The sequence below is a fragment of the Collinsella sp. D33t1_170424_A12 genome (assembly GCF_015554865.1).
Classification (GTDB): Bacteria; Actinomycetota; Coriobacteriia; order Coriobacteriales; family Coriobacteriaceae; genus Collinsella.
The window spans coordinates 1-26,875 of the sequence record NZ_JADNJJ010000106.1 but is presented as its reverse complement, the minus strand read 5'-3'; the positions used below and the strand labels follow the sequence as shown (position 1 = coordinate 26,875).

General features: G+C 56.6%; 23 protein-coding genes and 1 pseudogene. 17 read left to right on the top strand and 7 right to left on the bottom strand.

Going from position 1 to position 26,875, the window contains the following annotated elements; translation table 11 throughout:
- Positions 1 to 72: 72 nt before the first annotated feature.
- The 5 genes from sufU to sufC form a co-directional block, all read right to left on the bottom strand.
- Entirely contained in the window at positions 73 to 495 is a 423-nt protein-coding gene (sufU, locus tag I2E26_RS04705; protein ID WP_147588023.1) for a Fe-S cluster assembly sulfur transfer protein SufU, read from the bottom strand.
- A 176-nt stretch (positions 496 to 671) separates the two neighbouring features.
- Positions 672 to 1,997 carry an aminotransferase class V-fold PLP-dependent enzyme gene (locus I2E26_RS04700; protein WP_195419799.1) on the bottom strand — a complete coding sequence of 442 codons (1,326 nt, stop codon included), beginning with the start codon at positions 1,995 to 1,997 and terminating at the stop codon, positions 672 to 674.
- On the bottom strand, positions 1,994 to 3,256 hold the full coding sequence (locus tag I2E26_RS04695; protein ID WP_195419798.1) for a SufD family Fe-S cluster assembly protein: 1,263 nt from the start codon (positions 3,254 to 3,256) through the stop codon (positions 1,994 to 1,996). The genes I2E26_RS04700 and I2E26_RS04695 overlap by 4 nt, the downstream gene beginning before the upstream one ends.
- Positions 3,256 to 4,668 (bottom strand): Fe-S cluster assembly protein SufB, encoded by a 1,413-nt coding sequence (gene sufB, locus I2E26_RS04690; protein WP_195419797.1) that lies wholly within the window; start codon positions 4,666 to 4,668, stop codon positions 3,256 to 3,258. Before sufB ends, I2E26_RS04695 begins: the two co-directional genes overlap by 1 nt.
- Positions 4,669 to 4,681: 13 nt before the next feature.
- Positions 4,682 to 5,632 (bottom strand): Fe-S cluster assembly ATPase SufC, encoded by a 951-nt coding sequence (gene sufC / locus I2E26_RS04685; protein WP_195419796.1) that lies wholly within the window; start codon positions 5,630 to 5,632, stop codon positions 4,682 to 4,684.
- A gap of 201 nt (positions 5,633 to 5,833) precedes the next feature.
- On the opposite strand from sufC, the gene I2E26_RS04680 reads away from it, so the two are divergent.
- Together I2E26_RS04680 and I2E26_RS04675 are read left to right on the top strand one after the other, a co-directional pair.
- Positions 5,834 to 6,274 carry an Rrf2 family transcriptional regulator gene (locus I2E26_RS04680; RefSeq protein WP_147588028.1) on the top strand — a complete coding sequence of 147 codons (441 nt, stop codon included), beginning with the start codon at positions 5,834 to 5,836 and terminating at the stop codon, positions 6,272 to 6,274.
- Between the two features lie 744 nt (positions 6,275 to 7,018).
- Positions 7,019 to 8,248, top strand: a complete 1,230-nt coding sequence (locus tag I2E26_RS04675) for a hypothetical protein (protein WP_195419795.1) — start codon at positions 7,019 to 7,021, stop codon at positions 8,246 to 8,248.
- Positions 8,249 to 8,427: 179 nt separating this feature from the next.
- Here the strand turns inward: I2E26_RS04675 and I2E26_RS04670 are convergent, their stop codons facing one another.
- Positions 8,428 to 10,344, bottom strand: a complete 1,917-nt coding sequence (locus tag I2E26_RS04670; RefSeq protein WP_195419794.1) for a fructose-1,6-bisphosphatase — start codon at positions 10,342 to 10,344, stop codon at positions 8,428 to 8,430.
- Positions 10,345 to 11,028: 684 nt separating this feature from the next.
- On the opposite strand from I2E26_RS04670, the gene loaP reads away from it, so the two are divergent.
- The 15 genes and pseudogenes from loaP (at position 11,029) to I2E26_RS04595 (ending at position 26,705) form a co-directional block, all read left to right on the top strand.
- Positions 11,029 to 11,598 carry an antiterminator LoaP gene (gene loaP, locus I2E26_RS04665; protein WP_229056412.1) on the top strand — a complete coding sequence of 190 codons (570 nt, stop codon included), beginning with the start codon at positions 11,029 to 11,031 and terminating at the stop codon, positions 11,596 to 11,598.
- Positions 11,599 to 11,663: 65 nt separating this feature from the next.
- Positions 11,664 to 12,374 (top strand): sugar transferase, encoded by a 711-nt coding sequence (locus tag I2E26_RS04660; protein WP_370551446.1) that lies wholly within the window; start codon positions 11,664 to 11,666, stop codon positions 12,372 to 12,374.
- A 23-nt stretch (positions 12,375 to 12,397) separates the two neighbouring features.
- Positions 12,398 to 13,510 (top strand): glycosyltransferase family 4 protein, encoded by a 1,113-nt coding sequence (locus tag I2E26_RS04655; protein WP_195419792.1) that lies wholly within the window; start codon positions 12,398 to 12,400, stop codon positions 13,508 to 13,510.
- Between the two features lie 8 nt (positions 13,511 to 13,518).
- On the top strand, positions 13,519 to 14,790 hold the full coding sequence (locus I2E26_RS04650; RefSeq protein ID WP_229056411.1) for a glycosyltransferase family 4 protein: 1,272 nt from the start codon (positions 13,519 to 13,521) through the stop codon (positions 14,788 to 14,790).
- Complete coding sequence (locus I2E26_RS04645) at positions 14,783 to 15,799, top strand: capsular polysaccharide synthesis protein (protein ID WP_195419790.1); 1,017 nt, start codon at positions 14,783 to 14,785, stop codon at positions 15,797 to 15,799. Before I2E26_RS04650 ends, I2E26_RS04645 begins: the two co-directional genes overlap by 8 nt.
- Positions 15,789 to 16,970: a glycosyltransferase gene (locus I2E26_RS04640; protein WP_195419789.1), complete on the top strand. Its 1,182-nt coding sequence runs from the start codon at positions 15,789 to 15,791 to the stop codon at positions 16,968 to 16,970. Before I2E26_RS04645 ends, I2E26_RS04640 begins: the two co-directional genes overlap by 11 nt.
- Positions 16,971 to 16,985: 15 nt before the next feature.
- Positions 16,986 to 17,594 carry a DapH/DapD/GlmU-related protein gene (locus I2E26_RS09175; protein ID WP_370551445.1) on the top strand — a complete coding sequence of 203 codons (609 nt, stop codon included), beginning with the start codon at positions 16,986 to 16,988 and terminating at the stop codon, positions 17,592 to 17,594.
- A gap of 54 nt (positions 17,595 to 17,648) precedes the next feature.
- Entirely contained in the window at positions 17,649 to 18,965 is a 1,317-nt protein-coding gene (locus I2E26_RS04630; RefSeq protein ID WP_195419788.1) for a hypothetical protein, read from the top strand.
- Positions 18,955 to 20,265, top strand: coding sequence for an oligosaccharide flippase family protein (locus I2E26_RS04625; protein ID WP_195419787.1), 1,311 nt, complete (start codon positions 18,955 to 18,957; stop codon positions 20,263 to 20,265). Before I2E26_RS04630 ends, I2E26_RS04625 begins: the two co-directional genes overlap by 11 nt.
- A 204-nt stretch (positions 20,266 to 20,469) precedes the next feature.
- A pseudogene (locus tag I2E26_RS09215) lies at positions 20,470 to 20,700 on the top strand (acetyltransferase); the annotation flags it as partial.
- Between the two features lie 150 nt (positions 20,701 to 20,850).
- Positions 20,851 to 21,909 (top strand): polysaccharide biosynthesis protein, encoded by a 1,059-nt coding sequence (locus I2E26_RS04615; RefSeq protein ID WP_370551444.1) that lies wholly within the window; start codon positions 20,851 to 20,853, stop codon positions 21,907 to 21,909.
- Positions 21,909 to 23,126 (top strand): NAD-dependent epimerase/dehydratase family protein, encoded by a 1,218-nt coding sequence (locus I2E26_RS04610; protein WP_195419785.1) that lies wholly within the window; start codon positions 21,909 to 21,911, stop codon positions 23,124 to 23,126. The genes I2E26_RS04615 and I2E26_RS04610 overlap by 1 nt, the downstream gene beginning before the upstream one ends.
- A gap of 4 nt (positions 23,127 to 23,130) precedes the next feature.
- Positions 23,131 to 24,312 carry a non-hydrolyzing UDP-N-acetylglucosamine 2-epimerase gene (gene wecB, locus I2E26_RS04605; RefSeq protein WP_195419784.1) on the top strand — a complete coding sequence of 394 codons (1,182 nt, stop codon included), beginning with the start codon at positions 23,131 to 23,133 and terminating at the stop codon, positions 24,310 to 24,312.
- The gene (locus I2E26_RS04600; RefSeq protein WP_195419783.1) at positions 24,313 to 25,461 is read left to right on the top strand and encodes a glycosyltransferase; all 1,149 of its coding nucleotides are present in this window, start codon (positions 24,313 to 24,315) and stop codon (positions 25,459 to 25,461) included. It abuts the gene before it with no gap.
- Positions 25,458 to 26,705, top strand: coding sequence for a glycosyltransferase family 4 protein (locus tag I2E26_RS04595; protein WP_195419782.1), 1,248 nt, complete (start codon positions 25,458 to 25,460; stop codon positions 26,703 to 26,705). The genes I2E26_RS04600 and I2E26_RS04595 overlap by 4 nt, the downstream gene beginning before the upstream one ends.
- On the opposite strand, the gene I2E26_RS09070 is transcribed toward I2E26_RS04595, so the two are convergent.
- Positions 26,683 to 26,875, bottom strand: a 193-nt coding sequence (locus I2E26_RS09070; RefSeq protein ID WP_229056414.1) for a hypothetical protein, incomplete at its 5' end; no start/stop codon positions are given. The two genes, I2E26_RS04595 and I2E26_RS09070, sit on opposite strands and share 23 nt — an antisense overlap.

The window sequence follows — 26,875 nt, the reverse complement described above, 5'->3', positions numbered from 1 at the left end:
TGGCCGCCGTTGTTCGCGAAGTATGTTGCAATCTGTTCGATCAACGGAGCTTCCAATCGAGGATGCGGCGCGCTAGGCCGACAGGATGCCGTCGAGGGTGCGCCAGGCGAGCTCGGCGCATTTCACGCGGGCGGGCATGTGCGAGATGTCCTTGAGCTGGGCGGCCTCGTCGAGGTCCTCGAAGTCGTCTTCGGAGAGCTCCTCGCCGCGGATCATCCCCAGGAAGAGCGCGGAGAGGCGGCGGGCTTCCTCCACGGTCTCGCCGGTGATGAGGTCGGCCATGATATCGGCCGACGCCTGGGAGATGGCGCAGCCGTGGCCGGTGAAGGCGGCCTCCTCGATCACGCCGTCCTCCACGCGCAGGGAGAGCGTGAGCTCGTCGCCGCAGCTGGGGTTGATGCCGTCGTGGCTGTGCGTGGGGTTGTCCATCTCGTATTTGTAGTCGGGATGCGAGTTGTGCTCCATGAAGCTGGCGGAGCTGTAGAGGTTGCCCATAGGGCTCCTTTCGTAAAAACCTCAGATTAGGGACAGGCACCAATCTGAGGTGCTGGCTGCGGGGCGCGCGACGGTCCGGCGGGAAGGCCGCGCGCCCCGCCCCCGGAAGCGCGCCCGTCTCAGATTGGTGCCTGTCCCTAATCTGAGAACGCGTGCTGCCGGAGGGGGAAGCGGTTCTATCCGTTGAAGGTGCGCCACACGGTGTCGAGCGCCTCGAGGAAGCGGTCGATGTCGTGCTTGTCGTTGTAGAACGCCACGCTCATGCGGCAGCAGGCGAGGTTCTCCACGCCCAGCCAGGTGAGCAGCGGCTGCGCGCAGTGATGGCCCGCGCGGATGCACACGCCCTGCATGTCCATGATGCTGGCGACGTCGTGCGGATGGATGCCGCGCACGTTGAAGCTGATCACGCCGTGGTGGCAGTCCCAGTAGATGGAGCCGATGATGTCCACGTAGGGCAGCTGGCTCATCTGGGCCATGGCGTAGTGGACGAGGGCGGCCTCGCGTGCGGAGACGGCCTCGTAGCCCACCTGGTTCACCAGGTAGTCCAGGGCCGCGCCGGTGGCGAAGATGCCCGCGGCGTCCTGCGTGCCCGCCTCGAACTTCTCGGGCACGGGGGCCCAGGTGGCGTCCTGCTCGGTGACGGCGTCGATCATCTCGCCGCCGGTGAGGAACGGGCGCGCCCGCTGCAGCAGCTCCATCTTGCCCCATAGCACGCCCACGCCCATGGGGCCGAGCGCCTTGTGGGCCGAGAACGCGAAGAAGTCCGCGCCCAGGTCGGCCACGTTTACCGGCATGTGGGGGACGGACTGGGCGCCGTCCACCACCAGGTACGCGCCGTGCGCATGCGCGGCCTGGGCGAGCTTCTTCACCGGGTTCTCGACGCCCAGCACGTTGGAGACGTGCGTGGCCGCCACGATCTTGGTCTTGGGGCCGATCTTGGCGGCGATCTCCTCGTCGGTGAGGCGGCCGGTCTTAGTGGGGTAGAGGTAGACGAGGGTGGCACCCGCCGCGCGGCAGGCCTGCTGCCACGGGATGAGGTTGGAGTGGTGCTCCATGATGGTGATGGCCACCTCGTCGCCGGGCTCGAGCACCGTGGGCGCGAAGGCCTGCGCCACGATATTCAGGCTCTCGGAGGTGTTGCGCGTGAAGACGATCTCGTCGGCGCGCTCGGCCCCGATGAGCTGCGCGATCTGCGCGCGCACGCCGGCGATGGCCTCGGTGGCCTCGACGGACAGCGAGTACAGGCCGCGCAACGGGTTGGCGTTCATGGTCTCGTAGAAGCGCTTCTGTGCCTCGAGCACGCAGGCCGGGCGCTGCGCCGTGGCGGCGCTATCGAGGAACGCGATCTGGGGGTTCTGCGCGAGCAGCGGGAAGTCGGCCTTATAGGGGTTGGCCTCGATATCCACGCGCGGCCAGGCGCGCGACGCCTCGTCGGACGCATCGAAGACGGCCGGACCGGGCGCGGTGCAGGTGTCGCAGGTTACGTTCTCGGTGTCGATCATGCGATCTCCTCCTCAAAGTCGGGAACGAGCGCGCGGCCCAGGCGAACCACGGCGTCGCGCATCTCGTCGGTGGGCGCGGTGAGCGCGGCGTCCTCGAGCTTGGCCGAGATGAACAGCGCCTCGGCTTGCTGCTCGGACAGGCCGCGGCAGCCCATGTAGAAGAGCTGCTCGGGGCGCACGTGGCCGATGGTGGCGCCATGGTTGCCCGCCACGTCGTCCTCGTCGCACAAGATCATGGGGATGGTCTTGTTGTCCACGCCCTTGTTGGCCAGAAGCACGGTCTCGCGCTCGTTGCCCTGGGCGCCCTTGGCGCCGTGCATGAGGTCGATGGTGCCGCGCAGGATCTTCTTGGACGTGCCGGTGAGCACGCCGTTGGCATCCAGGTTGCACTCGGTCTTCTTGCCGCGGTGGCGCACGATGTAGTTGAAGTCGCGAACATCCTCGCCCGCGCCCAGGTAGCTGGTGGAGATATCGATGCGCGAGCGGTCGCCGCGCAGGTCGGCGGCAAGGCCGGTGGCCGTGAAGGCGCCGCCCAGCACCACGTGGCGCACGTTCACGCGGGCGTCCTCATCCAGCACGAAGCCCGAGTCGTCCACGCAGGTCACGCCCTCGCCGCAGGTGAGGTATACGGTCACGTTGACGTGCGAGCGGGCGCCGGCGAACACGCGCAGGGTGGAGCCGGCGAAGGCCTGCTGCCCGGCGGGGCACGCCGCGTCGAGCGAGATAGCCAGGTTGAAGGTGGAGTCGGGCGCCGCCACGATGTCCACGCTGGCCGAGGACGAGGCGCCGGGCGCGGCGGCCACGTTCACGCGGGCCTCCACCTCGTCGCCCGGCTGCGTGGCCAGCACGGCGGTGCCGCCGGCCAGGAAGTTGAGGTAGGCGCGCGCGTCGCGTCCCACGCCGGTCTCGAAATCGGCCGAGATGTCGCCCGCGGCCTGGGACAGCGCGGTACGGCGCTCGTAGGCCGACAGGGCGGGGGTGTCCAGGTCGGCGGCGCCGGCGTCCGCGCCCTGGGCGGCGCGGATGATCGCGCGGTCGTCCGCCGCATCGCCGCGGGCGGCGTCCACGCGGCCCTGCAGCTCCTCGACGGCGCCCTCGAAGCTGGCGTGCTGCTCGTAGAGGTCCTTGGCGGCCTCGATGGTTACCTGGCAGTCGCGCTCGAGCCCGGCGGGCACGGCGATCTTGGTATCGTTCATCTTGAGCCAGCTCCAGGTGGGAGCGGGCATGGCGTTCGCGTTCTTAATGACCAGAGCGTCCATTAGCCAATCGCTCCTTCCATCTCGAGCTTGATCAGGTTGTTCATCTCCACGGCGTACTCCAGCGGGAGCTCCTTGGACACGGGGTTGGCGAAGCCGTTCACGATCATGGTGCGCGCCTCCTCCTCGGAGATGCCGCGGCTCATGAGGTAGAAGATCTTGTCGTCGCCGATGCGCCCGATGGTGGCCTCGTGGCCGATGTTCACGTCCTTGGCGCGGATGTCCATGGCGGGGATGGTGTCGGAGCGGCTGATGTCGTCGAGCATGAGCGACTGGCAGCTCACGGAAGCCGTGGAGCCCTCGGCGGCCGGCGTGGCCACGATGGAGCTGCGGAAGGTGGAGATGCCGCCGCCCTTGGAGATGGACTTCGTCTCAACGGTCGCGGAGGTGTCGGGCGCGCCCAGCACCACCTTGCAGCCGGTGTCGAGGTTCTGGCCGGTGCCGGCGAAGGTGATGCCGGTAAAGCTCGAGCGGCTCTTGCGGCCCGCGAGCACGCTCATGGGGTAGAGGTAGCCCACGTGGCTGCCGAAGGAGCCGGAGATCCACTCGATCTCGCCCTCCTCCTCGCAGCGGGCGCGCTTGGTGTTGAGGTTGTACATGTTCTTGGACCAGTTCTCGATGGTCGAGTAGCGCAGGTGCGCGCGCTTGCCCACGAAGAGCTCGACTGCGCCCGCATGCAGGTTGGCCACGTTGTACTTGGGCGCCGAGCAGCCCTCGATGAAGTGCAGGTCGGCGTCGTCCTCCACCACGATGAGCGTGTGCTCGAACTGGCCCGCGCCCTTGGCGTTCAGGCGGAAGTAGCTCTGCAGCGGGAAGTCGAGCTTGACGCCCTTCGGCACGTAGACGAAGGAGCCGCCCGACCATACCGCGCCGTGCAGCGCCGCGAACTTGTGGTCGGTGGGCGGGATGAGCGTCATGAATTTCTCGCGGATGATGGCTTCCCACTCGGGTTCCTGCAGCGCCTCCTCGATGCCGGAGTACACGATGCCCATCTTGGCGGCGGTGTCCTGCATGTTGTGGTACACCAGCTCGGAGTCGTACTGAGCGCCCACGCCGGCCAGGTAGCTGCGCTCGGCCTCGGGGATACCCAGGCGCTCGAAGGTGTCCTTGATGTCGTCGGGCACGGAATCCCAGTCGTTCTTCTGCTCGGTGTTGGGCTTCACGTACGTGACGATGTTGTCCATGTCCAGGCCGTCGATTCCCGGTCCCCAGGTGGGGTTGGGCATGCGGTGGTAGATCTCAAGGGACTTGAGGCGCATGTCGAGCATCCACTGCGGCTCGTTCTTGCGCTGCGAGATCTCCGTGACGATATCGGGGGTGAGGCCGGCGTCCAGGCGCTCGAAACCCTCCTCCCCGTAGCTGAAGTCGTAGAGGCTGCGGTCGATGTCCGCTACCTCGGTGCGGTTCTTGGTCATGCGCGACCCCTCCCTAGCGAGCGTCCGCGGCGGCGGCGTTTGCGGCGGCGTCGGCGGCGCCGCTCGCGTCGAGCGTGGCGCGCAGCGACTGCACCATGCCGGCGCCCAGGCCCGCGGCGGCGGCGCGAACGGCGTCCGCTGCGGCGTCGTGCGCGGGGGCGGCGTCATTGGCGGCCTCCTGCTCGGCGGCCAGCTGGGCGGCAGCCTCGCGCTCGAAGGTGTCGAAGCCGTTGGCGTCGATCCAGGGGATGAGCGAGGCGTCGTCTTCGCGCACGATGCGGCCGTTCACCATTACGTGGACGCGGTCGACCTCGAGGTGCTCGAGGATGCGCGTGTTATGGGTGATGATCACGAGCGAGCCGTCCGTGCTCTTGCGATAGGCGTCCATGCCGCGCGAGACCACGCCCAGCGCGTCCACGTCCAGGCCCGAGTCGGTCTCGTCCAGGATGGCCAGCTTGGGCTGGAGCAGCAGCAGCTGGAGCATCTCGACCTTCTTCTTCTCGCCGCCCGAGAAGCCGACGCCCAGCTCGCGGTTGAGGTAGGCGGTGTCCATGTTGAGCTCGCGGGCGAGTTCGGTGACGCGGCGGCGGAACTGCTTGCCCTTCATCTCCAGGCCCTCGCGGCCGGCGAGGGTGGCGCGCAGGAAGCTGGACAGCGGCACGCCCGGGATCTCGACGGGTGCCTGGAAGGACAGGAACAGGCCGGCGCGCGAGCGCTTGTCGCAGGAGAGGTCGGTGATGTCCTGGCCATCGAAGAGGATCGAGCCCTCGTTTACGCTGTACACGGGGTCGCCCATGATGACGTGACCCATGGTGGACTTGCCGGCGCCGTTGGGGCCCATGATGACGTGCGTCTCGCCGGCGGCGACGTCGAGGTCCACGCCGTGCAGGATGGTCTTTTCATCGACCGATGCGGTGAGCCCGCGCACGGACAGCAGCGTATCGGCAGGTGAAATGGTGCTCATGTGCGTTGCCTTTCTAATAAGGAGCTTCCGCAGGTCGGGGATGTGCTAAGGCGCGTTTATGGATATGCGCTGCGCGGAAACCCTAGGAATTCTCTCGGATTAACGCTAAGATTGTAGCCGTTAACTGCGGCGCGGTAAATGCGATTGGCTTAATACGACCAATCTACTAAGATTTATCAACACAACGCATAAGGAGGGCGAATGCTCATCTCTTCCAAGGGGCGCTACGCCCTTCGTCTCATGATCTACATCGCCGCGTTCGGCGACGAGGACGGCAAGATCGCGCTGCGCGAGGTGGCGGAGCGCGAGTCCATCTCGCTTCGGTACCTCGAGCAGCTCGTGCGCCCGCTCATGCATGCCGGCCTGCTGCGCAGCGTGCGCGGTAAGGGCGGCGGCTACGTGCTGGCCAAGCCGGCCAGCGAGGTCACCGCGGGCGACATCCTGCGCGTCGCGGAAGGCGCATCCTCCACGGTGGCCTGCGATGGGCTGGAGGGCACGTGCACGCGCGCGGACCTGTGCTCGACCGTGAAGTTCTGGACCGGCCTCGAGCGCGCCATCGACGACTACGTGGACGGCGTCACCTTGGCCGACCTGGCCCGCGTGCCCGAGATTCACCTGGATATCGATAATCCCTCCAAGTGATTTGAACGCTGCGGATTCAGCAGGTTCTTCGGTGGTACATGCACCTTTGGCCTGCTGCCAGGTCCGGCGTAGCGTGGCGGGAATGCCCGCAGGCGCCATCCGGATGCTGTTTGCCGCCAAGAAGGCGCATGCCCGCCCCAGATCCACGTTGTCTTGCGCTCACGTCGGGCCGGCTGGCACTAAATGTCGTTTTTGAGTCAAATTGCGCTTCGAGTTCCGCAATGTATAGAGCTTCTCGCCATTTGGGTGGGCTATAAATAGCTAGATAACGAACAAATGTAGAAATATATGCGTCAGAACGCCGTGGAGACGTTGCGTTCTGGCTCGAACGGTGGCTGAACGGAGTCCCCGCGGCGGCGACGGGTACTCATTATTTGCAGTTAGTGCCATTGAGGTGCGGGCGCAACAGCAGATTGACATGAAATACCACATATGATGATTATCCCTATTCATTAGTTGTCGTTATTTATTCATTTTGCACCCACCTTGCTTAAGCCGATGAGGCGGCCGCCTCCGGGTTGGCCGCGTTTCGTGCCGAGTGGGCCTCTCGGCGTCTTGGTTCCACACGTTGCTTAATTCGGTGCCGCCCGATTACCCCTCCTCGGCGCCAGCCGATAGTCCCTATGGCCGACATCGCCTGCCATGCGGCGGTTTGTCCCCATTGGTTTCGGGGAACCCTGTCCCTACGGGGAAGGGCAGCGGTCGCACAGCGCGACCTTGCCGGGAAGGATGGCGGTGGTCGTGATGGGCGTTCGAAATGATGAAGGAAATACGCGGGCGGTGCAGGAGCGGGGGAGGAGCGGGGTTCTGGAGCCCGCGCCGGCGGAGCCGGCGATCATCGTATGCGGTTTGTCGGCGCTTCGGGGCATACGTCGCGCACGGCGCATCCATGACCTATGGTCCTGGGTTCCGCTTGATTTAGAGGAGCAGGGTCGCGTCCTTGAGGCGGCCACGTCGTGCAAGCCCCTCATCGATCTCGATGAGCTGGCGCGATACGGGTTCTGGGGCGGCGAGGAAACGGAGAAGCTGGAGCTCCTGGTTGCAGCTCCCGCCGCCCGACGACGGGTGCCGCATGTTCGGTGCTGCTGCACCTCTCGCTCGCTGCCCGCGGGTTCGATCTGCCGAGTCGCGCCCGGTCTTTACGCTACCTCGCCCCTGTACACGGCGTACCAGTATTCGAGAGGGCGCGCGGTGGCGTCGGTCGCCATGCTGCTCTTCGAGCTTATGGGGACATACAGCATGGCCGAGGAGGCAACGATGACCATCGCTTGGGGCGGGGTCTGGCCGCACGGCGAGCGGCGCGGAGGGGGAGGCGCCTCGCTCGATCCTACGGCGGGCGGCCCCTCATTAGCGCTCGGGGGCGTTCGCGCATCGGGCGCAGGTGAGCCTGCCGACCAGGTGCATTACGCGTGCGACCCGGCGTTTTCGTGCGAGGACCTGGACGCTTTCATCAGCATGGGTCGCTTCAGCCCGAGGGGCTCGTTTACACGAGCGGCGGCGGTGGCTCTTCCACATGCGGCGTCGCCCATGGAGTCGGTGCTTGCGGCGATGCTTGGCGCGCCGCATCGGCTTGGAGGGTTCGCCCTATCGGCACTGCCGGGCGGGATACAGCTGAACCGCCGCATCGAGTTCGAGCACGACGCGGTCCTTATGTCGTCCGGCATGCCGTATGCCATCTGCGACGTGTTCATACGGTCGGCGAATGCCGAGATAGAGTACAACGGCATCGGGCACGAGGAAGAATCGGCTCGCGTGCACGATGGACAGCGCAACAACGGCATGCGCGGCATGGGCATCAAGGTGATCGTGGTGAATCGCGAGCAGATGCGCGACATCCAGGCGCTCGAAGCCATTGCGCGGTCGTTGTACCGGGATGCGGGCGTGCGGTATCGCGATGTCAACAACGGCCGGCGTGCGTTGCAGGATGCATGGCTGAATGGCTTGCGCGCAGGCATTGGCTTGCGGCCGGCGTAGTCGGGCGGCGGCACATGAAAACGGCTCCCGCGATTGCAGGAGCCGCGCATGTCGAATATGGGCGCCGCGCGTTCATCTCCCGCGCGGCTGCCCGCCCCGCACGGCCCGCCGTCGCCCGCGCAGCCGCGCGGGGCGGGCCATCGCCGGGCCCTCGCAGCCGTCCGCGGGCCCTATGCCGCCTACTCGCTTCGTCCCGCTTCCGGAATCAGGCCGCAGCGGTACGCGTCCAGCAGCTGGCGCAGGTCGCTGATCTGCGCGCGGATCTCGTCGCCCGTGTCGGTATCGCTCACCATGATGCGCTGGTCGTGCGGCTCGAAGCTCGTGGTCTCGCTCTGGATGTCCACGTTGCGCAAGATGGCGTCCTCCACGCTGCGAAACGCCTCGTGCGCCTTGATGCGCATCCCGCGCGAGCTGGAGATGAGCGTGTAGCCCGCAATGCCCGTTGCCGGGTGGTACGCCGTGCAGAAGCCGCCGTCGATCACCAGCAGCTTGCCGTCGGCGCGCACGGGCTGCTCGCCCGCGAGCGTCTTCACCGGCGTGTGCCCGTTGATGATGTGGCCGCCCTCGGGATAGATGCCGAACTCGCGCAGCACGGTGTTGCACGGCCCGGTCTCCTCGGTAAGCGTGAAGTACGGGTCCATGGGCTCGCGCCACGTGGACTTGTCGGCGATGTATGCCCGCTCGAACGTCTTGACCAGGCGCCCCGACGCCGGCGACTTGAAGCCGATCCACAGGTACCACAGCCAGTCCAGCGAATCGCGGTCGCGGTCGCGCCACGCGCGCCGGGCAATGGAATCGCAGAAGTCCATGTAGTCGCGGCCGCTGCGCCAGGTGCCCATGCAGTTCATAGCGCTGAAGGTGCCGTCCTCGTTCATGGGGACGCATCCGTGGAACAGCAGGTTGCCGTTGCGCACCAGGTACATCGAGCCGTGGCTGTACAGCATGCCCATGTGGCGCTGCAGGTGGTCGGAGCCGGTGAACTCGCTCACCAGCTTGTCCACGATCTCGCGCTCCTCGTCGCTGAGCGCGTAGGGGTCGGCGGGGTCCACGGTGGGGAAGTCACTCGTCACGAGCGGCCAGGCGCGCCCGTCTATCTCCACGGTGCCGGCGTCCAGGTCGATCTTGTCCAGCAGCAGGCGGTCTTCCATGTCGAACTCGGGATGGCGCCGGATGATGGCGCCTTCAAGCTTGAACAGCAGCACGTTGATGGCCTTGATAAGGGGCGAGATGGACTCGCCGCCGCGATACGTGCGGTCGGCGAACGCTACCAGCGCGCGCAGCGAGATGCCGTAGTCGTTCTCCAGGATCTCGTAGTTGCCGTAGCGCAGGTTGTTGCGCAGCACGGTGACGATGCACGCGGGCTCGCCGGCGGCGGCGCCCATCCACAGGATGTCGTGGTTGCCCCACTGCACGTCCAGGCGCTGCGCGTGGCAGCGCTCGAGCCGGTCCATGATCTTGGCCGCGCCGCCGCCGCGGTCGAAGATGTCGCCCACCAGGTGGATGTGGTCCACGGCCAGGCGCTTGATGAGCTCGGCCAGCGAGCAGATGAAGTCCTCGGTGGAATCGGTTTCCAGGATCGAGTCGATGATGCGCTCGTGGTAGCGCACGCGGTAGTTGTTCTCGTCGGGGTGCGTGTGCAGCAGCTCGTCGATGATATAGGCGTAGTCGTGCGGGATGGCGCGGCGCACCTTGGAGCGGGTGTAGCGGCTGGAGAGCTTGCGCGCCACGGTGATGAGCTGCCCCAGCATGGTTTTGTACCAGGTGGGGGAGTCCTGCCGGGCCTCGCGCATCAGCTGGATCTTCTCGCGCGGGTAGTAGATGAGCGTGCACAGGTCATCCTTTGCAGGCCCGTCCAGCTCGCCCTCGAAGATGATATCCACGTGCTCGCGCACAACGCCCGAGCAGTTGTTGAGGATGTGCATGAAGGCCTCGTACTCGCCGTGGAGGTCGCTCATGAAGTGCTCGGTGCCCTTGGGCAGGTTAAGAATAGCCTGCAGGTTGATGATCTCGGTGAACGCCGCCTGCTGGTTGGGAAATTGCTGCGCGAGCAACGAGAGGTACTTCATGGTTTGCTCGGAACGATCGGTAGGTAGCATAGCGCGCGTCTCCTTCGCTTCGCCAAAGCTCATACGGGTTCATGGGCGCATCCCCCAGCACGCCACATGCTCCCCTAGTATGCGGCGAAGCTATAAAGACGATATGGAGAGCTCGTCCTTGTTCTGTGAGCGTGGGCAGCCTGTGCGCGTACGGTGGAGATATTCCCGGCATAACCATAGATATCCTATGTGGAGAATAGTTATGTCGAACCTGTGCTGAATATGCAGCCGATTTGTGGGTAATCGGCGCATTACAAAGAGCTGACAAAGCAAGATCTGTCCAAAAGGGCAGCTACTTGCTATCGGTAATCGAATATTGCCGTACCAAATGTTAAATTGCGACTGTATATATAACGCTGGACGCTACAATTGGAAAACCTGAATTGTTATCTATCACGCTGCGATGGTAACGATCGGCTAACACATATCTTGCGCGGAAGGGGCGGTGCCTGGTGTGGGTCCCGGAAGCGACGAGAGTTCTATATGCCAACGCCTTGCCGTTTCCGGCGCGGGCGAAGCCATGCCACGATGAAGGGGCGCTTGCGATTGATTGCGCATCGGGGTGTGCGGCCGCGGGTGGGGACCCAAGCCGTCAGCTTCGATGCTTTGTGGTGAAACCGGAGATTGTTAGGTACTGGGTCTGGTTCGTTGAGCACTATAGCGAGAACAGAGATGGAGCATCTCATGGTAATCGATAAGCGGTCGAGCACCGGCAACGAGTGGTACGTGATACAGGTGCCTGCCGGCAAGGAAGTGGCGCTCTGCGAAACGATTCGCCGTGCGGTGGGCCCCGATGTGCTGCGTGAGTGCTTCACGCCGCGCTTCGCTACGGAGCGCAAGGTACGGGGTGCTTGGGAGCAGGCTGAATCGCTGCTGCTGCCGGGCTATATCATCGCGGTCACGCGCGAGCCCGTGGCGCTTTACGAGCGTCTGCGCGAGGTACGGGAGTTCACCAAGCTACTGCGTATGGGCGGCTCGTTTTGCCCGCTTGCAGAGGATGATCGCGCCTGGATGGCGATGTTTACCAACGAGGGCGACCGCGTGATACCCATGAGCATGGGCGTTATGGAAGGGGATCGCGTAGTGGTGTTCCGTGGCCCGCTCAAGGGCCGCGAGGCGTGCATCGTAAGCGTTAACCGGCGCAAGAGCCTGGCATTTATAGAACTGGATATGTGCGGTCGACGCGTTACAACTCGCATTGGACTGGGAATTGTGAGGAAAAGCCAATGCCAGGGGGAAACGAAACCACAATAAGGACGTCTGTGGGGGCGGCGTGCGGCGGGGGAAACGTTGACCCCCGCACGGGCAATGCGATCCCGGTGTCTCAAGAGCGGGCCGAGTACGTGGCCAAGGTGGGACCGTATAATCGGTATCAGGCCATGCAAGACCTGCGGGACGCCAATAGGGGAAAGTGGCCGTACCGCGCCGTACGGCGTGCATTCGACATCGTGTTCAGCGGAGCCGTCATCGCCGCGGGGCTGATTCCCGGAGCGATTATTTGCGCGGCGATCTGCTTGGAAAGCCCGGGGTGCCCGTTGTATGCGCAGAAGCGCATCTCGCGCACGCATCGCGATGGGCGCATGCACGAGTTCACTATGTATAAGTTCCGCAGCATGTATAAAGATGCGGACAAACGTCTTCAGGAGCTGCAGCGCTGCAACGAGGTTGACGGTGCCATGTTCAAGATGAAGGACGACCCGCGCGTCACCAAGGTTGGCAAGTTCCTGCGCAGGCATTCCATCGACGAGTTTCCGCAGTTCATCAATGTGTTCTTGGGACAAATGACCGTTGTTGGCCCTCGTCCTCCGCTGCCGAACGAAGTTGCCGAGTACGACGCCTGGGCTATGCAGCGTCTTGCGGTCAAGCCGGGCCTGACCGGTTACTGGCAGGTTGGAGGTCGCTCCGACCTCGACTTCCAGGATATGGTCGAGCTTGATCTTAAGTACATCCGTGAGCGCAGCCTTTGGGTTAACTTGCGCACGATACTTCAGACCATCAAGGTCGTCTTCACCGGTGAGGGGGCTTACTAGTGCGGCGTCCACTTAAGATTGCGATGATCGGACACAAGCGCTATGGCACTCGCGAGGGTGGCGTTGAGGTTGTCGTGACGGAGTTGGCCCGTCGCATGGCTGCGCTTGGGCATGATGTCACTTGCTATGATCGGTCCGGTGCCGATGTCATGACTGGCGATCAAACCGTTGCTTGCGAGCGGATGGTTGACGGCGTGCGCGTGGTACCCGTGAGAACTATCGACAAAAAGGGCCTTGCCGCACTTAGTTCGTCATTCTTTGCTACGCTTGCTGCGATTCAACAGCGCCCCGATGTGATTCACTACCATGCGGAAGGGCCGTGCGTGCCGCTGTCCCTCGCGCGTTGGGCTGGCATTCGCACCGTGGCCACCATCCATGGCCTTGATTGGCAGCGTGCCAAGTGGGGCAAGCTCGCCAGTACGTATATCAAGATGGGGGAGAAGACCGCCGCAAATAAAGCGGATGGCCTCATTGTTCTTTCTACGGCAGCGGAAGCTTACTTCGAGAACGAATACGGTCGCGATGCGACTGTGATTCCCAACGGTATAGATAGTAAGATTTCGCGCCCGGCCGACTATATTTCTTCGGAATGGGGCCTCTCCACTGGTTCTTACATCCTGTTTCTGGGTCGGTTGGTTCCGGAGAAGCGTCCCGAGCTGCTTATTGAGGCGTTCAAGGGGCTCGATACGGACAAAAAGCTGGTGATCGCCGGCGGTGGCTCCGATACTTCTGAATATGAATCGCAATTGCACGAACTTGCCGCGGGCGATGAGCGCATTGTATTCACTGGGTTTGTCAGTGGACGGCCGCTTGAGGAACTCTATTCAAACTGCTTTACCTATGTGCTTCCCTCCGACGTCGAGGGCATGCCAATGAGTTTGCTAGAGGCCATGGCTTATGGTTGTTGTTGCGTAACGAGCGATATTTCCGAATGCTCGGATGTACTCGCCGGCAATGGCGTTACGTTTGAGAAGGGGAATGCGTCCGCGCTGCAAAGCGGGCTGCGAGAATTGTTGGCAAACAATAGCCTTGCCAGCCAGCTTGGTGCGAGTGCGAGAGGTCATGTCGAGCAGACTTACACCTGGGATTCCGTTGTTGAACGAACGCTTGCTGTCTATGGGGAGGGGGCCCGTTGAGAGTCCTTTTGGTTAATAAGTTCCATTACCGCAAGGGCGGTGCTGAGACTTACTATTTAACTGTTGGTTCCGAACTCGAGCGCATGGGGCATGAGGTCGCGTACTTCTCCATGAAGCATCCGAACAACTTACCGTGCAAATGGGATAAGTATTTTGTCACGCAGCGTGAGTACAATAACGTTAGAAATCCATTTTTAGCTGTCCGTGATGGCTTGGCTTTGATCTATTCACCCGAGGCGAAGCGTAATTTCCAGTCTCTTTGCGAAGAGTTTCGCCCAGATGTTGTGCATCTTAATAATGTCCATAGGCAGATAACCCTATCCATTCTGGATGCCCCTTATCTCAAGGATAATCATGTACCCGTCGTTTATACAGCTCATGACTACGTGACTATATGTCCCGCTTACCTAATGCTCAATGGCGAGGGATGTGTTTGTGACGCTTGCCTCGAGGATGGGAAGTATCGCCATTGCATTGAAAATCGCTGCATCAAGGGGTCGCGTGCCAAGAGTGCACTTGCTGCAATGGAAGCATCTTTCAATAGGGCTCATAGATCCAATGCGCGAATTGATAGGGTTATCGCACCTTCTAGATTTATGCGTTCCAAGCTCATAGAGGGTGGATGGCCCCAAGAAAAAGTGGTGGCGCTCCAGAACTTCGCGGACGATGCCATTCTTGCTCGTGCTTCGGGGTCGGGGGACGACGTGACCGATCGAGAGCGGCCCTACCTTCTGTTCTTTGGGCGTCTTTCAGCAGAGAAGGGCGTCGACACATTGTTGAGGGCTTTCGATCTTGCGGCGCCTTCTCTTCCGCAGGGCATGCGCTTGATTGTTGTTGGTGATGGTCCTGATGCCGTTGAGTTTAAAAACCTTGCCGCCTCTTTGGATAGGGCTTCGTGTATTGAGTTTGTAGGCTACCAGTCGGGGAATACACTACAAGAGTATGTCGAGAGGGCATCGTTTGCCATTTCGAGTTCTCAATGGCGAGAGAATATGCCGTATTCGATCGTTGAGGCGTTCGCGGCGGGAACGCCGGTAGTGGGCACGCGTATCGGCGGTATTCCCGAGCTGGTTTCCGAGGGCGTAACTGGTTACGTTTGTGAACCAGGTGATGTGCTTTCTATGACGGGTGCTATGGTGCGCGCGGTCGAGGCGTTCCTGGATGCCTCTGTGTACGCACGTCTTCAGGTTAATTGTCGTTCCTATGTTCGTGACAATTGCTCTCGCGAGGTTTTTATGAGACGGCTCGTAAGGCTGTACGAGGAGACAATCAATGGCTAATGGTCACAACAGCATCAAGCGAATTGTCCACCGTTCATGCGAGGAGATTGGGGCAACCGTTCGGATTGCCAGGGTCACCTCGTGGCCCGAGGCGATAAATACATTCAGAGCGAAGTTGGATATTCAGGTTATGAGCCGCAACGGCTATATAGAGCCTCCTGCGGTTAAGGCACGACTGCTTCGCAAACACGAGACCGTGCTCAGATATCTGGAGAACCGCTTTGGCGATTTCTTTGCGTCGTACGATTACGTTGCCCCCCTTCCCGCATCCGATCCCTTGCTTGATGGAAAGATCTGGATGTGTTGGTGGCAGGGAGAGGACAGCGCTCCGGAAATTGTGAGGACGTGTATCGAATCCGTACGGCGCAACGCAGGTGGCCATGAGGTTATCGTCATCACGGATGATAACCTTTCCGATTACGTTGATATCCCCGAGTGGGTTCTCGAGAAGGTTCGCTGCGGTGTCATGTCGCGGACTCATCTATCTGATTTGCTAAGGCTCTCGCTGTTGGCTGATCATGGTGGCTTATGGCTTGATGCGACGTTTTTTTGCACCGGCCCGCTTGATGAGTATTTGCATCTTCCCGTTTGGTCGATTAAGCGTCCTGATTACCTGCACGCTTCTGTAGCCTGTGGCATGTTTGCAAACTATTCTCTAGCTTGCGACGAGGCGCATCGAAGGATTTTTGCTACCTTGAGGGACTATTACTTAACGTATTGGCGCGAGAGCAACGAGCTTATTGACTACTTGCTCACTGACTACCTAATTGTTCTTGCGCAGCGCCATGACCCTTCTATCGCCGTGGCATTTGCATCGATTGCTCCTAATAACCCTTACTGTGATGATTTAATCTCGTTACTTAATAAGCCGTTTGACCGGAGTATTTGGAAAGAACTCAATACCAGCACGAGGCTATTCAAACTCACTTGGAAACAGGAGTTCAAAATGATGTCAGAAACCGGGCCGACATTCTACAAGTATTTATTGGAGGACGCTGATGACCTCTAAGCATAGACTATTATTCGTGATGTCCTCGATGGATAATGGTGGCGCCGAGAGGGCTTTGCTTAATCTAATCGAGGAACTTCCAGAGGAAGAATTCGACATCGATCTATTTTTGCTAAACCCTAATGGGTTGTTCATGGACCAGATTCCAGCAAAGGTCAATCTTTTACAGACTCCCGATGTTGTTAGGGACTGTTTCACGTCTATTCGCGGTCGCCGTGCGAAAGCCTGGCGAGTAACTGCAGACGCCGTTTCGTCGGTGGTATCTAGAGACGAGGAGACGCGTCGCGGTTTTAGATGGAAGCACTTTTATTCTCGTGCAATTGATATGCTTCCCGGACATTACGACACTGCAATCTCCTTTATCAATGGTCAGGTTCTATATTTTGTTGATGAGAAGGTTAAGGCTGATAGAAAGATTGTGTTCTATCACGGTGATTATCGTTCTGCCCATTATTCCAGCAAGTATGAGTTGCCTCATTTGCAACGCATGGACGGGATATATGCAATTTCCCCGGAGTGCCTTGCGATAATTCGTTCGGTTTTTCCCTATATACAAGTAAAGATGGGATATCTTCCGAATATCGTATCGTCAAAAGTGATTTTAAGTCGGGCAAAGGAGTTTTATCCCCCAGAGTACAAATCTGACGAGGCCATAATTCTCACAGTCGCTCGTGTTACGCATGAGAAAGGCGTTGATATTGCCATCCAAGCTGCGGCGGAGCTTAAGCGACGTGGATTGAATTTCACGTGGTTCGAACTGGGTAAAGGCGTGGCAGGCGATTCGGAGCTCAATAGGTGCCGTGGGCTAATCAGCGAGCTTGGAGTAGCGGATGTATTTAAATTGTTGGGACCAAGGGAGAATCCGTATCCCTATATTGCAAATGCCGACATAGTTGTTCAGCCATCTAGGTTCGAAGGCAAGTCCGTTGTGCTTGACGAATCTAAAATTCTTAGTAAGCCAATCGTCGCAACGGCATATCCAACAGTTGCCGACCAAGTTTCTAATGATGAAGGCCTCGTCGTAGATATTGATCCGGTTGCATTGGCAAATGGAATCGAATCCTTGGTTCAGGATAGCCCGCGAATCGCTGAAATAACTGAGCATTTGAGGGCCACTGATTATAGTAATACTTGCTATATCGAAGATTATAAAAAAGCGTTTATTGGCTAGTTCATATTAGGCTTGGTGCTTTTTTGTGCACAGTTCAAGCAATTTGCTTCGGCAGGTGAAACCAACGTATGGGAGGTCAATATGGGGATATACCGTGATCTCATCGCGAAAATCCGAGGAACAAAAACTATTGAGCAGCTCGAGAGGCTTGGCTTTAAACATGGTGAGAATTTACAGGTAATGTTTGGCGTTGTTATTGACTGGGGGCACTGTTTTCTCATCACGATTGGCGATAACGTAACAATCGCTCCTCGTTGCCACATCCTTGCTCATGATGCATCTACGAAAAATATTCTTGGCTATACGAGGATTGCTCCTGTTCAAATAGGTAGCAACGTGTTTATTGGCGCTGATTCCATTGTTCTTCCTGGCGTGACGATTGGCGACAGAGTCATTATTGGCGCCGGGAGTGTCGTTACTAAGGATCTGCAAAGTAATGGCGTATATGCGGGGAACCCCGCTCGTCGGCTTTGTTCATATGAGGAGTATGTTGAACGAAATCGACAAGCAATGGATAAGTGCCCTATCTATGATGATTCATACGTTATCACTCGTATTACAGAAGAGAAGCGTATTGAGATGCAGAATGCACTTGCGGATGGTGAGCAGGGATTTATCTTTTAGAAGTGTCTACTGAATTGAAGGTTCCTGTTCTTGTTAGTTAAGAGAGGTCAAAGCATGCAGAGCGCTACTTCAATAGCAGGGGAGGGGCGAAGGGAAGCGGCTTGTCACTATGCTCTCATATATCTCATGATTGCCATGGGTGATTCATTTGTATATGACCGCATTCTATTTCGTCTGAGTCCCATATTGGCCGTCGTTGCGCTTTTCCTTGTGGTTTCAAGTAGGAAAACGCAGTACATTTTTCCTCTTTCGATTCTAGCGCTTGGTACACTAACCATGCTCTTTGTTCGATCTACCACAAATGCCATGGGGCCTTCGGAGCTTTTTACCTGGGTTGCTATGATTTGCTTAGCTGTTGTAGCTATAGGATTCAACGCTTCCAAGTTTTTAGAGCGGTTGATACTGCTTACATCTGTGCTCGCTTCTTTTAGCGTTGTAATCTATTTGGCTTCTCAAGTGATCCCGGGTATTTGGAATCGGATAACGCCGTTTTCTTTTCCCTTGTTGTTTGGGGAAGGCTATTGGGCTGATTCGACAACGCATATTACTACTAGATACTACCAGGCACATGGTCTCTTTCTTTATGTTGATCGTGGATTCGATTATGAGAGAAACGTCGGTATTTTCCGTGAGCCAGCGGTATATCAAATTCTTCTCAACTCGATTATTTTCGTGCTGTTGTATATGTGTCCTGAAGCGTTAAGGAAAAAAAGAAAGGTGTTACTCGCGTTGTTCGTGATAACGCTGATTACGACGCAGTCGGCTACTGGCTACTTGCTAGGGTTCATCCTCTTTTTTCTATATTTCGTTGGGGCGAGTGGAAATAGACAAAAGACACCACGCATTATTATTATTTCACTTTCATTGGGGCTGTGTGCGCTGATGTTATTTATGATTTGTGCCGACAGCTCCTGGCTTGCTGACACAATTTTTGGCCGTTTTTTCAGTAACGATGGCTTTGCTATGGATGCGTCGGGTAATGCGCGTGTTGGTGCGGCGGGTATCTCGCTTCATTTGATGGCGGATTATCCCTTGGGTTGCGGTTATGATGTTTACGCTGCTGCGCTTAATACCGAATCTACCGGGTATTTGGCTGCCTGCCTGTTCAGGTTATTTGCCGTTTATGGAATTCCCTTTGGCATCGCTGTTGTTTTTTGGGTCTTTTATCCCGTTTTTATCAAGTCAAAGTTGCCATTAACCGCAAAAATTAGCTTTGCAATTATGTATTTGCTGGCAACATTTTTTGAGGATGAAATCTTTTATACGACCTTAATATTCATTCCTTTATTTATTTATTTCTCTTTTACGCGACCAGCGGCTTACGGATCAGATGTCGATGAAGGCTCGATAGGGGGCACTCTTGGATACTAACTCTAATCTGAAGAGCAGCATGACACGGGCGGCGCTGTATAAAGGCATCTCAATTCTACTGAGCCTGATTTACGTTCCTGTTGTGCTTAACTATCTTGGTGATTATAAATATGGTGTATGGGCTACGGTTTTGAGTGTTCTTTCCTGGATTTCCTATTTTGATCTTGGAATTGGAAATGGACTACGCAATAGGTTGTCCCAAGCCCTGGCTTCTGAAAATCCAAAAGATGATCCTAAGACCTTGATTTCGAGTGCATATGCAATTCTCACGCTTGTAGTTTTGATAATTGCTATCGTTTGCGGAGTAGGGATTTCTCTTATAGACTGGTCCTCTCTTCTTTCCGCATGGGATATTGATGAGAACCTTATTTGCATCATGGAAATCAGTTTCCTCGGCATGTGTTTTAGCTTTATCCTCATGTTATGCAACAACGTGTTCTATGCGCTTCAAAAGGCTCAAATCGTTAACCTTATGGCGGTATTTCAGCAAGCCGTAATGCTGCTCTCAGTTATATTGCTCTCGTTTACCAATACGGATGATTTGATAGCCGTTGCAATCCTTTATGTATTTTCAAACGTGTTGGTTTATGGTGGCTTTAGCGCGTTTATCTTTGTTAAGAACCGAGTTATTGCCCCGTCCTTTAAGTATATTGACAGGTCGGTTGCGAATGATTTGGGCGGGCTGGGCCTTAAATTCTTTGTTGCCCAGATTGCCGCCTTGGTTTTGTTTACGACTGACAATTTAATCATAAGTAATTTATTTGGACCGGAGCAAGTCACCGTCTATTCAACAGCAAATAAGGTTTTCACAGTGATCATTTCGCTATTTGCTGCTTTAGTTGTTCCGCTTTGGTCTAAAACAACTGTGGATTATGCCCGAGGTGAGATTGGTGAAATCAGAAGTACGATAGGCAAGATGCTTAAGCTCTATTGTCTGGCCGCTTTGGGCACCGTCTTGCTTACGGTCCTCTTCAAACCTCTTGTTGCCCTTTGGTTGGGTAGGGATCTTGGTTTTGCATGGCCTCTAATTCTAATGATGGGGCTTTATGCGATTGTCTATATGTGGAATACCATTTGGTCTCAAGTTATCAATGGTCTTACCCTCGTGAATTTCATGGTTGTCGTTGCTTGCGTGCAAGCGGTGGTGAACATTCCTCTTTCTGTTGTATTGGCTACCACCTGTGGTCTTGGAATTGAGGGCGTTCTGCTTGGAACTATTCTTACCATGGCAACAAGTAGCGTTGCTTATCCTATATATACCAGCCGCGTTCTTGCCAGGGCGGAATGTGAGGTCGGCTAATTTGCGATAGCCATTGGAGGGACGTATAGTGGGCTTGATTAAAAAGCTAAAAGATGGGTGTGGATTCACACCCATTCGGCAGAGGATTATGCGCGCCGTATCGGAGTGAATGCCGGTGATGACTTCCATGTATACGGGAATGTTGTTTGGAGTACGGAGCCTTTGATCATTACGGTTGGAAATCATGTCCACACCACTGATGGCATGCGATTTGAGACCCATGATGGCGGTACTTTGCTCTTTAGACAGGAGATACCCGACTTGGAGGTCGCGAGACCTATTGTTTTGGGCGACAATGTATATGTGGGTAATTGCTCCATCATCATGGGCGGTGTTACCGTGGGCGATAACGTTGTTATAGGAGCGGGCGCGATTGTAGCAAGAGATATCCCTGGCAACTCGGTTGCTGTCGGCGTTCCCGCACGGGTTATTGAAACTATGGATGAATATCTCGAGAAGCTTAAATCAAGATCACTTCATCTCGGGCACCTTTCTTGGGAGGAGAAAGACCTCGCCCTGAAGGAATATTATGGATTTACAGGTGCCTCTCGTGGCATCTATGAGTTTAGATAGGTGATGATAGTAGTGGCTGGAACGACCTCATTCGCTGGCAAGACCCTCATGATCACGGGCGGTACGGGCAGCTTCGGCAACACCGTGCTCAAGCACTTCGTTAATACCGAGTTCGAGGAGATTCGTATCTTCTCGCGTGATGAGAAGAAGCAGGATGACATGCGTCATCGGCTGCAGCAGCGTAGTCCTGAGCTCGCCTCTAAGGTTCGCTTCTTTATCGGTGATGTGCGCGATGCTCAGTCCGTTCGCGACGCCATGCATGGCGTGAACTACATTTTCCACGCTGCCGCTTTGAAGCAGGTGCCGTCGTGCGAGTTCTTCCCCATGGAGGCGGTTCGCACCAACGTCATCGGTACCGATAACGTGCTGCATGCCGCTATCGCCGAGGGCGTGGAGAAGGTCGTCTGTCTCTCCACCGACAAGGCTGCGTATCCCATTAACGCCATGGGTAAGTCTAAGGCTATGATGGAATCTATCATCTATGCCAATGCGCGCAATGGTGCCGGTCGTACGACTATCTGCTGCACGCGCTACGGCAACGTCATGTGCTCCCGTGGTTCTGTTATTCCGCTGTTCATCGACCGCATTCGCAAGGGCGAGCCGCTGACGGTGACCGATCCCAATATGACCCGCTTCCTTATGAACCTCGATGAGGCTGTCGACTTGGTTCAATTCGCATTTGAGAATGCGAATCCCGGTGATCTCTTCGTGCAGAAGGCTCCTGCTTCCACCATCGGCGATCTTGCTGAGGCCGTTCAGGAGGTCTTTGGCCACGTGGGCACCAAGGTCATCGGTACCCGCCACGGCGAGAAGCTCTATGAGACTCTTATGACTTGCGAGGAGCGCCTGCGTGCCGAGGACATGGGCAACTACTACCGCGTTGCCTGCGACTCGCGCGACCTTAACTATGACAGCTTCTTCGTTGAGGGCGATGTGAAGACCCAGGCTGACGAGGCCTACACCTCCCACAATACTGAGCGCCTTGATATCGCCGGCACCGTGGAGAAGATCAAGACTGCTGAGTATGTGCAGCTGGCGCTCGAGGACCGCGAGCACGAGGCGGTCCAGTAATGCGCGCTCTGGTTACCGGTGCCAAGGGCTTCGTCGGTCGTAACCTTTGCGAGGCGCTGAAGGCAATTCGCGATGGCAAGGACCGTAGGGAGCGCTTCCAGGCTCTGCTGCCGCTTGAGGTCATGGAGTGCGACATTGAGACCACGGCAGATGAACTGGATGGAATGTGCGCTAAGGCGGACTTCGTGTTTAACCTTGCCGGCGTGAACAGGCCGCAGGATCCTGCTGAGTTCATGGCCGGTAACTTTGGTTTCGCCAGCGATCTTCTTGCTGCGCTGGAGCGTCACGGCAATACGTGCCCCGTTATGCTCTCCAGTTCTGCACAGGCGAGCCTTGTTGGTCGCTATGCTGGATCTGCGTACGGTGAGTCCAAGTTGGCGGGGGAGGGCCTCTTCCGCGAGTATTCCGAGCGCACGGGTGCTCCCGTGCTGATCTACCGTTTCCCCAACTTGTACGGAAAGTGGTGCCGTCCACGCTACAACTCAGCGGTCGCTACGTTTTGCGATGCCATCGCCAACGGTGGTGAGTACACGGTGAACGATCCTGCTGTCGAGCTTGAACTGCTTTACATTGACGATCTGGTTGCCGAGATGCTTTCTGCCCTGCTGGGCAAAGAGCATCGCTGCGGCTATGATGGCCTGGACGAGATCGAGGGTGAGAATTTCTGCACGTGCCACCCCACAGATCATGTGACGCTGGGTGAGATCGTCTCCTTGCTCGAATCGTTCAAGGCGAGTCGCGACGACCTTATGGTTCCGAACCTCGCTGACGGCTCTTTCTCCAAGAAGCTTTGGAGCACGTTTGAGAGCTATTATGCTGAGGGCTCTCGTTCGTATCCGCTAAAGGCTAACTGCGATGATCGTGGGTCCTTTACCGAGTTCCTTCGTACACCCGAGCGCGGCCAGGTCTCTATCAACGTTTCAAAGCCTAGGATTACCAAGGGTAACCATTGGCACCACTCCAAGTGGGAGCGTTTCCTGGTGGTATCTGGCGAGGCGTCGATTCGTTTGCGCCGTGTCGGCCTCGATGCCGACGGTAAGCCGTTCCCTGTGGATGAGTATCGCGTGTGCGGTAATGACCCGGTGGTTGTTGAGATGGCACCCGGAACCACGCACTGCATCGAGAACCTTTCTGATACCAAGGATCTTGTAACTGTAATGTGGGCCAATGAGCCCTTCGACCCTCAGAATCCTGATACCTACTTCGAGGAGGTCTAGCCCTATGGCTGCCGACTACCCCAACGTTTCTTTTGCCAATGACGGCCGCCTTCGACTTCTGATCATCGTTGGCACGCGCCCCGAGGTTATTCGATTGTCCGAGGTCATTAAGAAGTGCCGTAGGCATTTTGACTGCTTGCTTGCCCATACGGGCCAGAATTACGATTACAACCTGAACGGCATCTTCTTCCGTGACCTGTCTTTGGATGACCCCGATGTGTATATGGATGCCGTCGGCGATGGGCTTGGCGAGACCATGGGCAATATCATCGCTCGGTCTTATGACCTGATGAATGCGATCAAGCCAGAGGCGCTGCTGATTCTTGGTGATACGAATTCTTGCCTCTCTGCGATTGCGGCCAAGCGCTTGCATATCCCTATTTTTCATATGGAGGCAGGTAATCGCTGCAAGGACGAGTGTCTGCCCGAGGAGACCAATCGTCGCATCGTTGACATCATCTCCGATGTCAACCTGGCTTATTCTGAGCATGCTCGCCGCTATCTTGCGGAGTGTGGTTTGCCTCGCGAGCGCACGTATGTAACCGGGTCTCCCATGGCCGAGGTGCTTCGCGCGAATCTTGATCAGATTCTTGCATCCGATGTTCACGATCGTCTGGGCCTTGAGCCGGGCGGCTATATCCTGCTTTCTGCCCATCGCGAGGAGAATATAGATACCCAGGCAAACTTCGAGTCGCTGTTCAATGCGATTAACAAGCTTGCCGAGATCTATCAGATGCCCATTCTTTATAGCTGCCATCCTCGCAGCCGCAAGCGTCTCGATTCGACGGGCTTCAAGTTGCATCCGCATGTTTGCATGCACGAGCCCATGGGTTTCCATGACTATAACCGTTTGCAGTCCAGCGCGTTCTGCGTCGTGTCTGATTCGGGCACCCTTCCTGAGGAGAGTTCTTTCTTCGCTTCGGTTGGCATGCCTTTCCCTGCCGTCTGCATCCGTACGTCTACCGAACGCCCTGAAGCTTTGGACAAGGCGTGTTTCACTCTTGCGGGAATCGATGAGCGCGGTTTGGTAAATGCGGTTCGTACCGCCGTTGCGCTTGATGAGGAAGGCTCCTTGCCGCAGGCGCCCGTTCCTGACTACGCGGATGAAACCGCCTCAACGAAGGTTGTCAAGATTATTCAGTCTTACACCGGTATCGTAGACAAGATGGTGTGGAGGAAGGGATAGATGTCCAAGAAGGCTTTCTTCATCACGTCCTTTGCCTTTCCACGTTACGACGCTGGGGCTACGAGAATCACGATGCTCGCTAAGGCCCTGAGGGGTCAGGGTTATGAGGTTGAACTTTGCGGCATGGGGGACGATGTGCAATTTGATGGAATTGTTTGCCGCACGCTTAATCCGTACAGATCAAATCGAATTTGCAATTCGATAGCTTGGCGACTAATTGGCATGACTGCCGTTGCTTACGTCAAGTCGATTATCGATGACGCTGATGTTATTGTGGCTTCCTTCCTTCCGTCCTCTGTGGTGGAAAAGATTAAGGCGCTTTGCTGTGAAGCTGACGTTGTTTTTGCAGTTGATTGCACCGAGTGGTTTACCCCTGAGGAATTTCCCCATGGCGTCAACGACGCGGGGTATATCGATCATCTGAGATTGCTAACGGAGGTAATCGATTCAGACGTAAAAGTTATCGCTATCAGTAGCTATCTCGAGGATTACTTTACTGAAAAAGGTTGTTCAGTTTTGAGGGTTCCATCGGTTCTGGATAACGAAGAGCTTGCCCCTGACCTCCCTGTCGGGCTTCAATCATCTGCTATTTCTATTATGTATGCCGGTTCTCCGGCGGTGAAGGATTCCTTAGGGGTTGTGTTAGATTCGATTAACCTTCTTGACCGTGATGTTCTTGGTAGGATTTCCTTTAGCTTTTATGGTGTTAGCGAAGATGATTTGCTTCATTATGCAAAGAAGGGCGCAGCTTTGCCGGCTTGTGTCCACGCCTATGGCAGGGTTTCTCGAAAAGATGTAATCGCAGCGCTGAAAAACGCTGACTTTACCATTTTGATGCGTGATCCCAGCATGAAGTTTGCGCAAGCGGGAATGCCGACCAAAGTAACCGAAAGTCTTGGATGCGGTACGCCTGTGATAGCGAATATTACTTCTGATCTTGGTGAGTATTTGGTAGATGGCCTTAACTCGATTGTTGTGAGGAATTTCTCTGCCGAGGCTTGCGCGTTTGCCCTGGAGAGGGCCGCCTCGCTGTCGGTGGCTGATCGCTCGTCTATGCGACGCGAAGCTCTAAAGTCCATGCGCTGTGGCCTTGATTACCGAGTCTACTCTGTTGCCCTCGATGAATTTCTTTGTGGAGGCGGGGCATGAGAATACTATGGGTGTGCAATAAGGCTCCAGAACCAGTTGTCGCTGCTGCTGGTATAGAAGGCGTCATCTCTGGGGGATGGCTTGACTCAACTGCCGCTGACTTGCTGTTAAATGCAAATGTATCGTTAAAGGTTTTGTTTCTAGGAGGCAATTCCGTCGACGGCGCGCTTGCAAATTTGTCATTTGCTTCTTTTTCATGCGATGTTGCGGAGGATTGGTTTTACAAGCAAATTGTGATCTTTCAACCTGATGTAATTCATATTTGGGGCACAGAGTTTCCTCATTCGCTTGAAGTGGTGCGCGCAGCAAACAAGCTTGACCTTCTGGGCTCTACAGTCGTTTCAATTCAAGGTCTCGTTTCGATATGTGGGCGTTATCACTATGCTGAGGGAATATCCGATAGCGTGATGCGTATTCCGAGTTTTGGTGACTTTGTTAGAGGGACTTCTCTTGATCGCGATCGTCGCACCTTTCTTGAAAGGGGTGAAGCCGAGCAGGAGTGCTTGCGTCTGGTAAAACATGTTATTGGGCGCACCGAATGGGACAGGGCTTGTGCGATGCAGTTGAATCCGGGTCTTTCGTATCATTATTGCAATGAATCCTTGAGACCTGAGTTTTATGATGCTTCATGGAGTTTGATGGATATTGAGCGCCATAGCATTTTTGTGAGTCAGTGCTCGTATCCCATTAAGGGTTTCCATTATGCGCTTCAAGCTCTTTCCATCTTGAAAGCTGCTTATCCCGACGTTGTTCTTTATACGACGGGAGAGTCGGTTTTCAGGAATAGTTTAAAAAGGAATCTGGGAAGAAATTCTTATCAGGCATATATTGCTCAACTAATTGATCGGCTGGGCCTTCGTGATAATGTTCACTTTGTTGGGACACTGGATGCCGCTGCGATGAGGGACCGTTATTTGGCTTCGCATGTATTTGTTTCGTCATCTACCATTGAGAATTCTCCAAATTCTGTTGGTGAGGCCATGTTGCTCGGATGCCCTGTAGTTTCATCGAATGTGGGCGGTGTTTCCGACATGCTTACCCATGGAAAAGAAGGCTTTCTTTATCAAGAAAGTGCGCCATATATGCTTGCTTGGTATGTTAGTCGACTTTTCGATGACGACCTCCTCGCGAAACGGTTTTCCAATGCGTCTCGCAATCGAGCGGTGCACACACATGATAGGACGAAGAATCTAAATACGATGATGGGGATCTACAAGACGATCAGGCTAAATCATGTTGGTTGATTAGCTTATAGATTTGATGGACATTGATGTAGCCGATATCTGATCTTTTTCGGGCACGGTGGCTATGCCCTGCATTGCCCGAAGATTTAATAGTGAAAGGAATGCCATGAAGGCAATCATCCCCGCCGCCGGTCTCGGCACCCGCTTCCTGCCGGCCACCAAGTGCACCC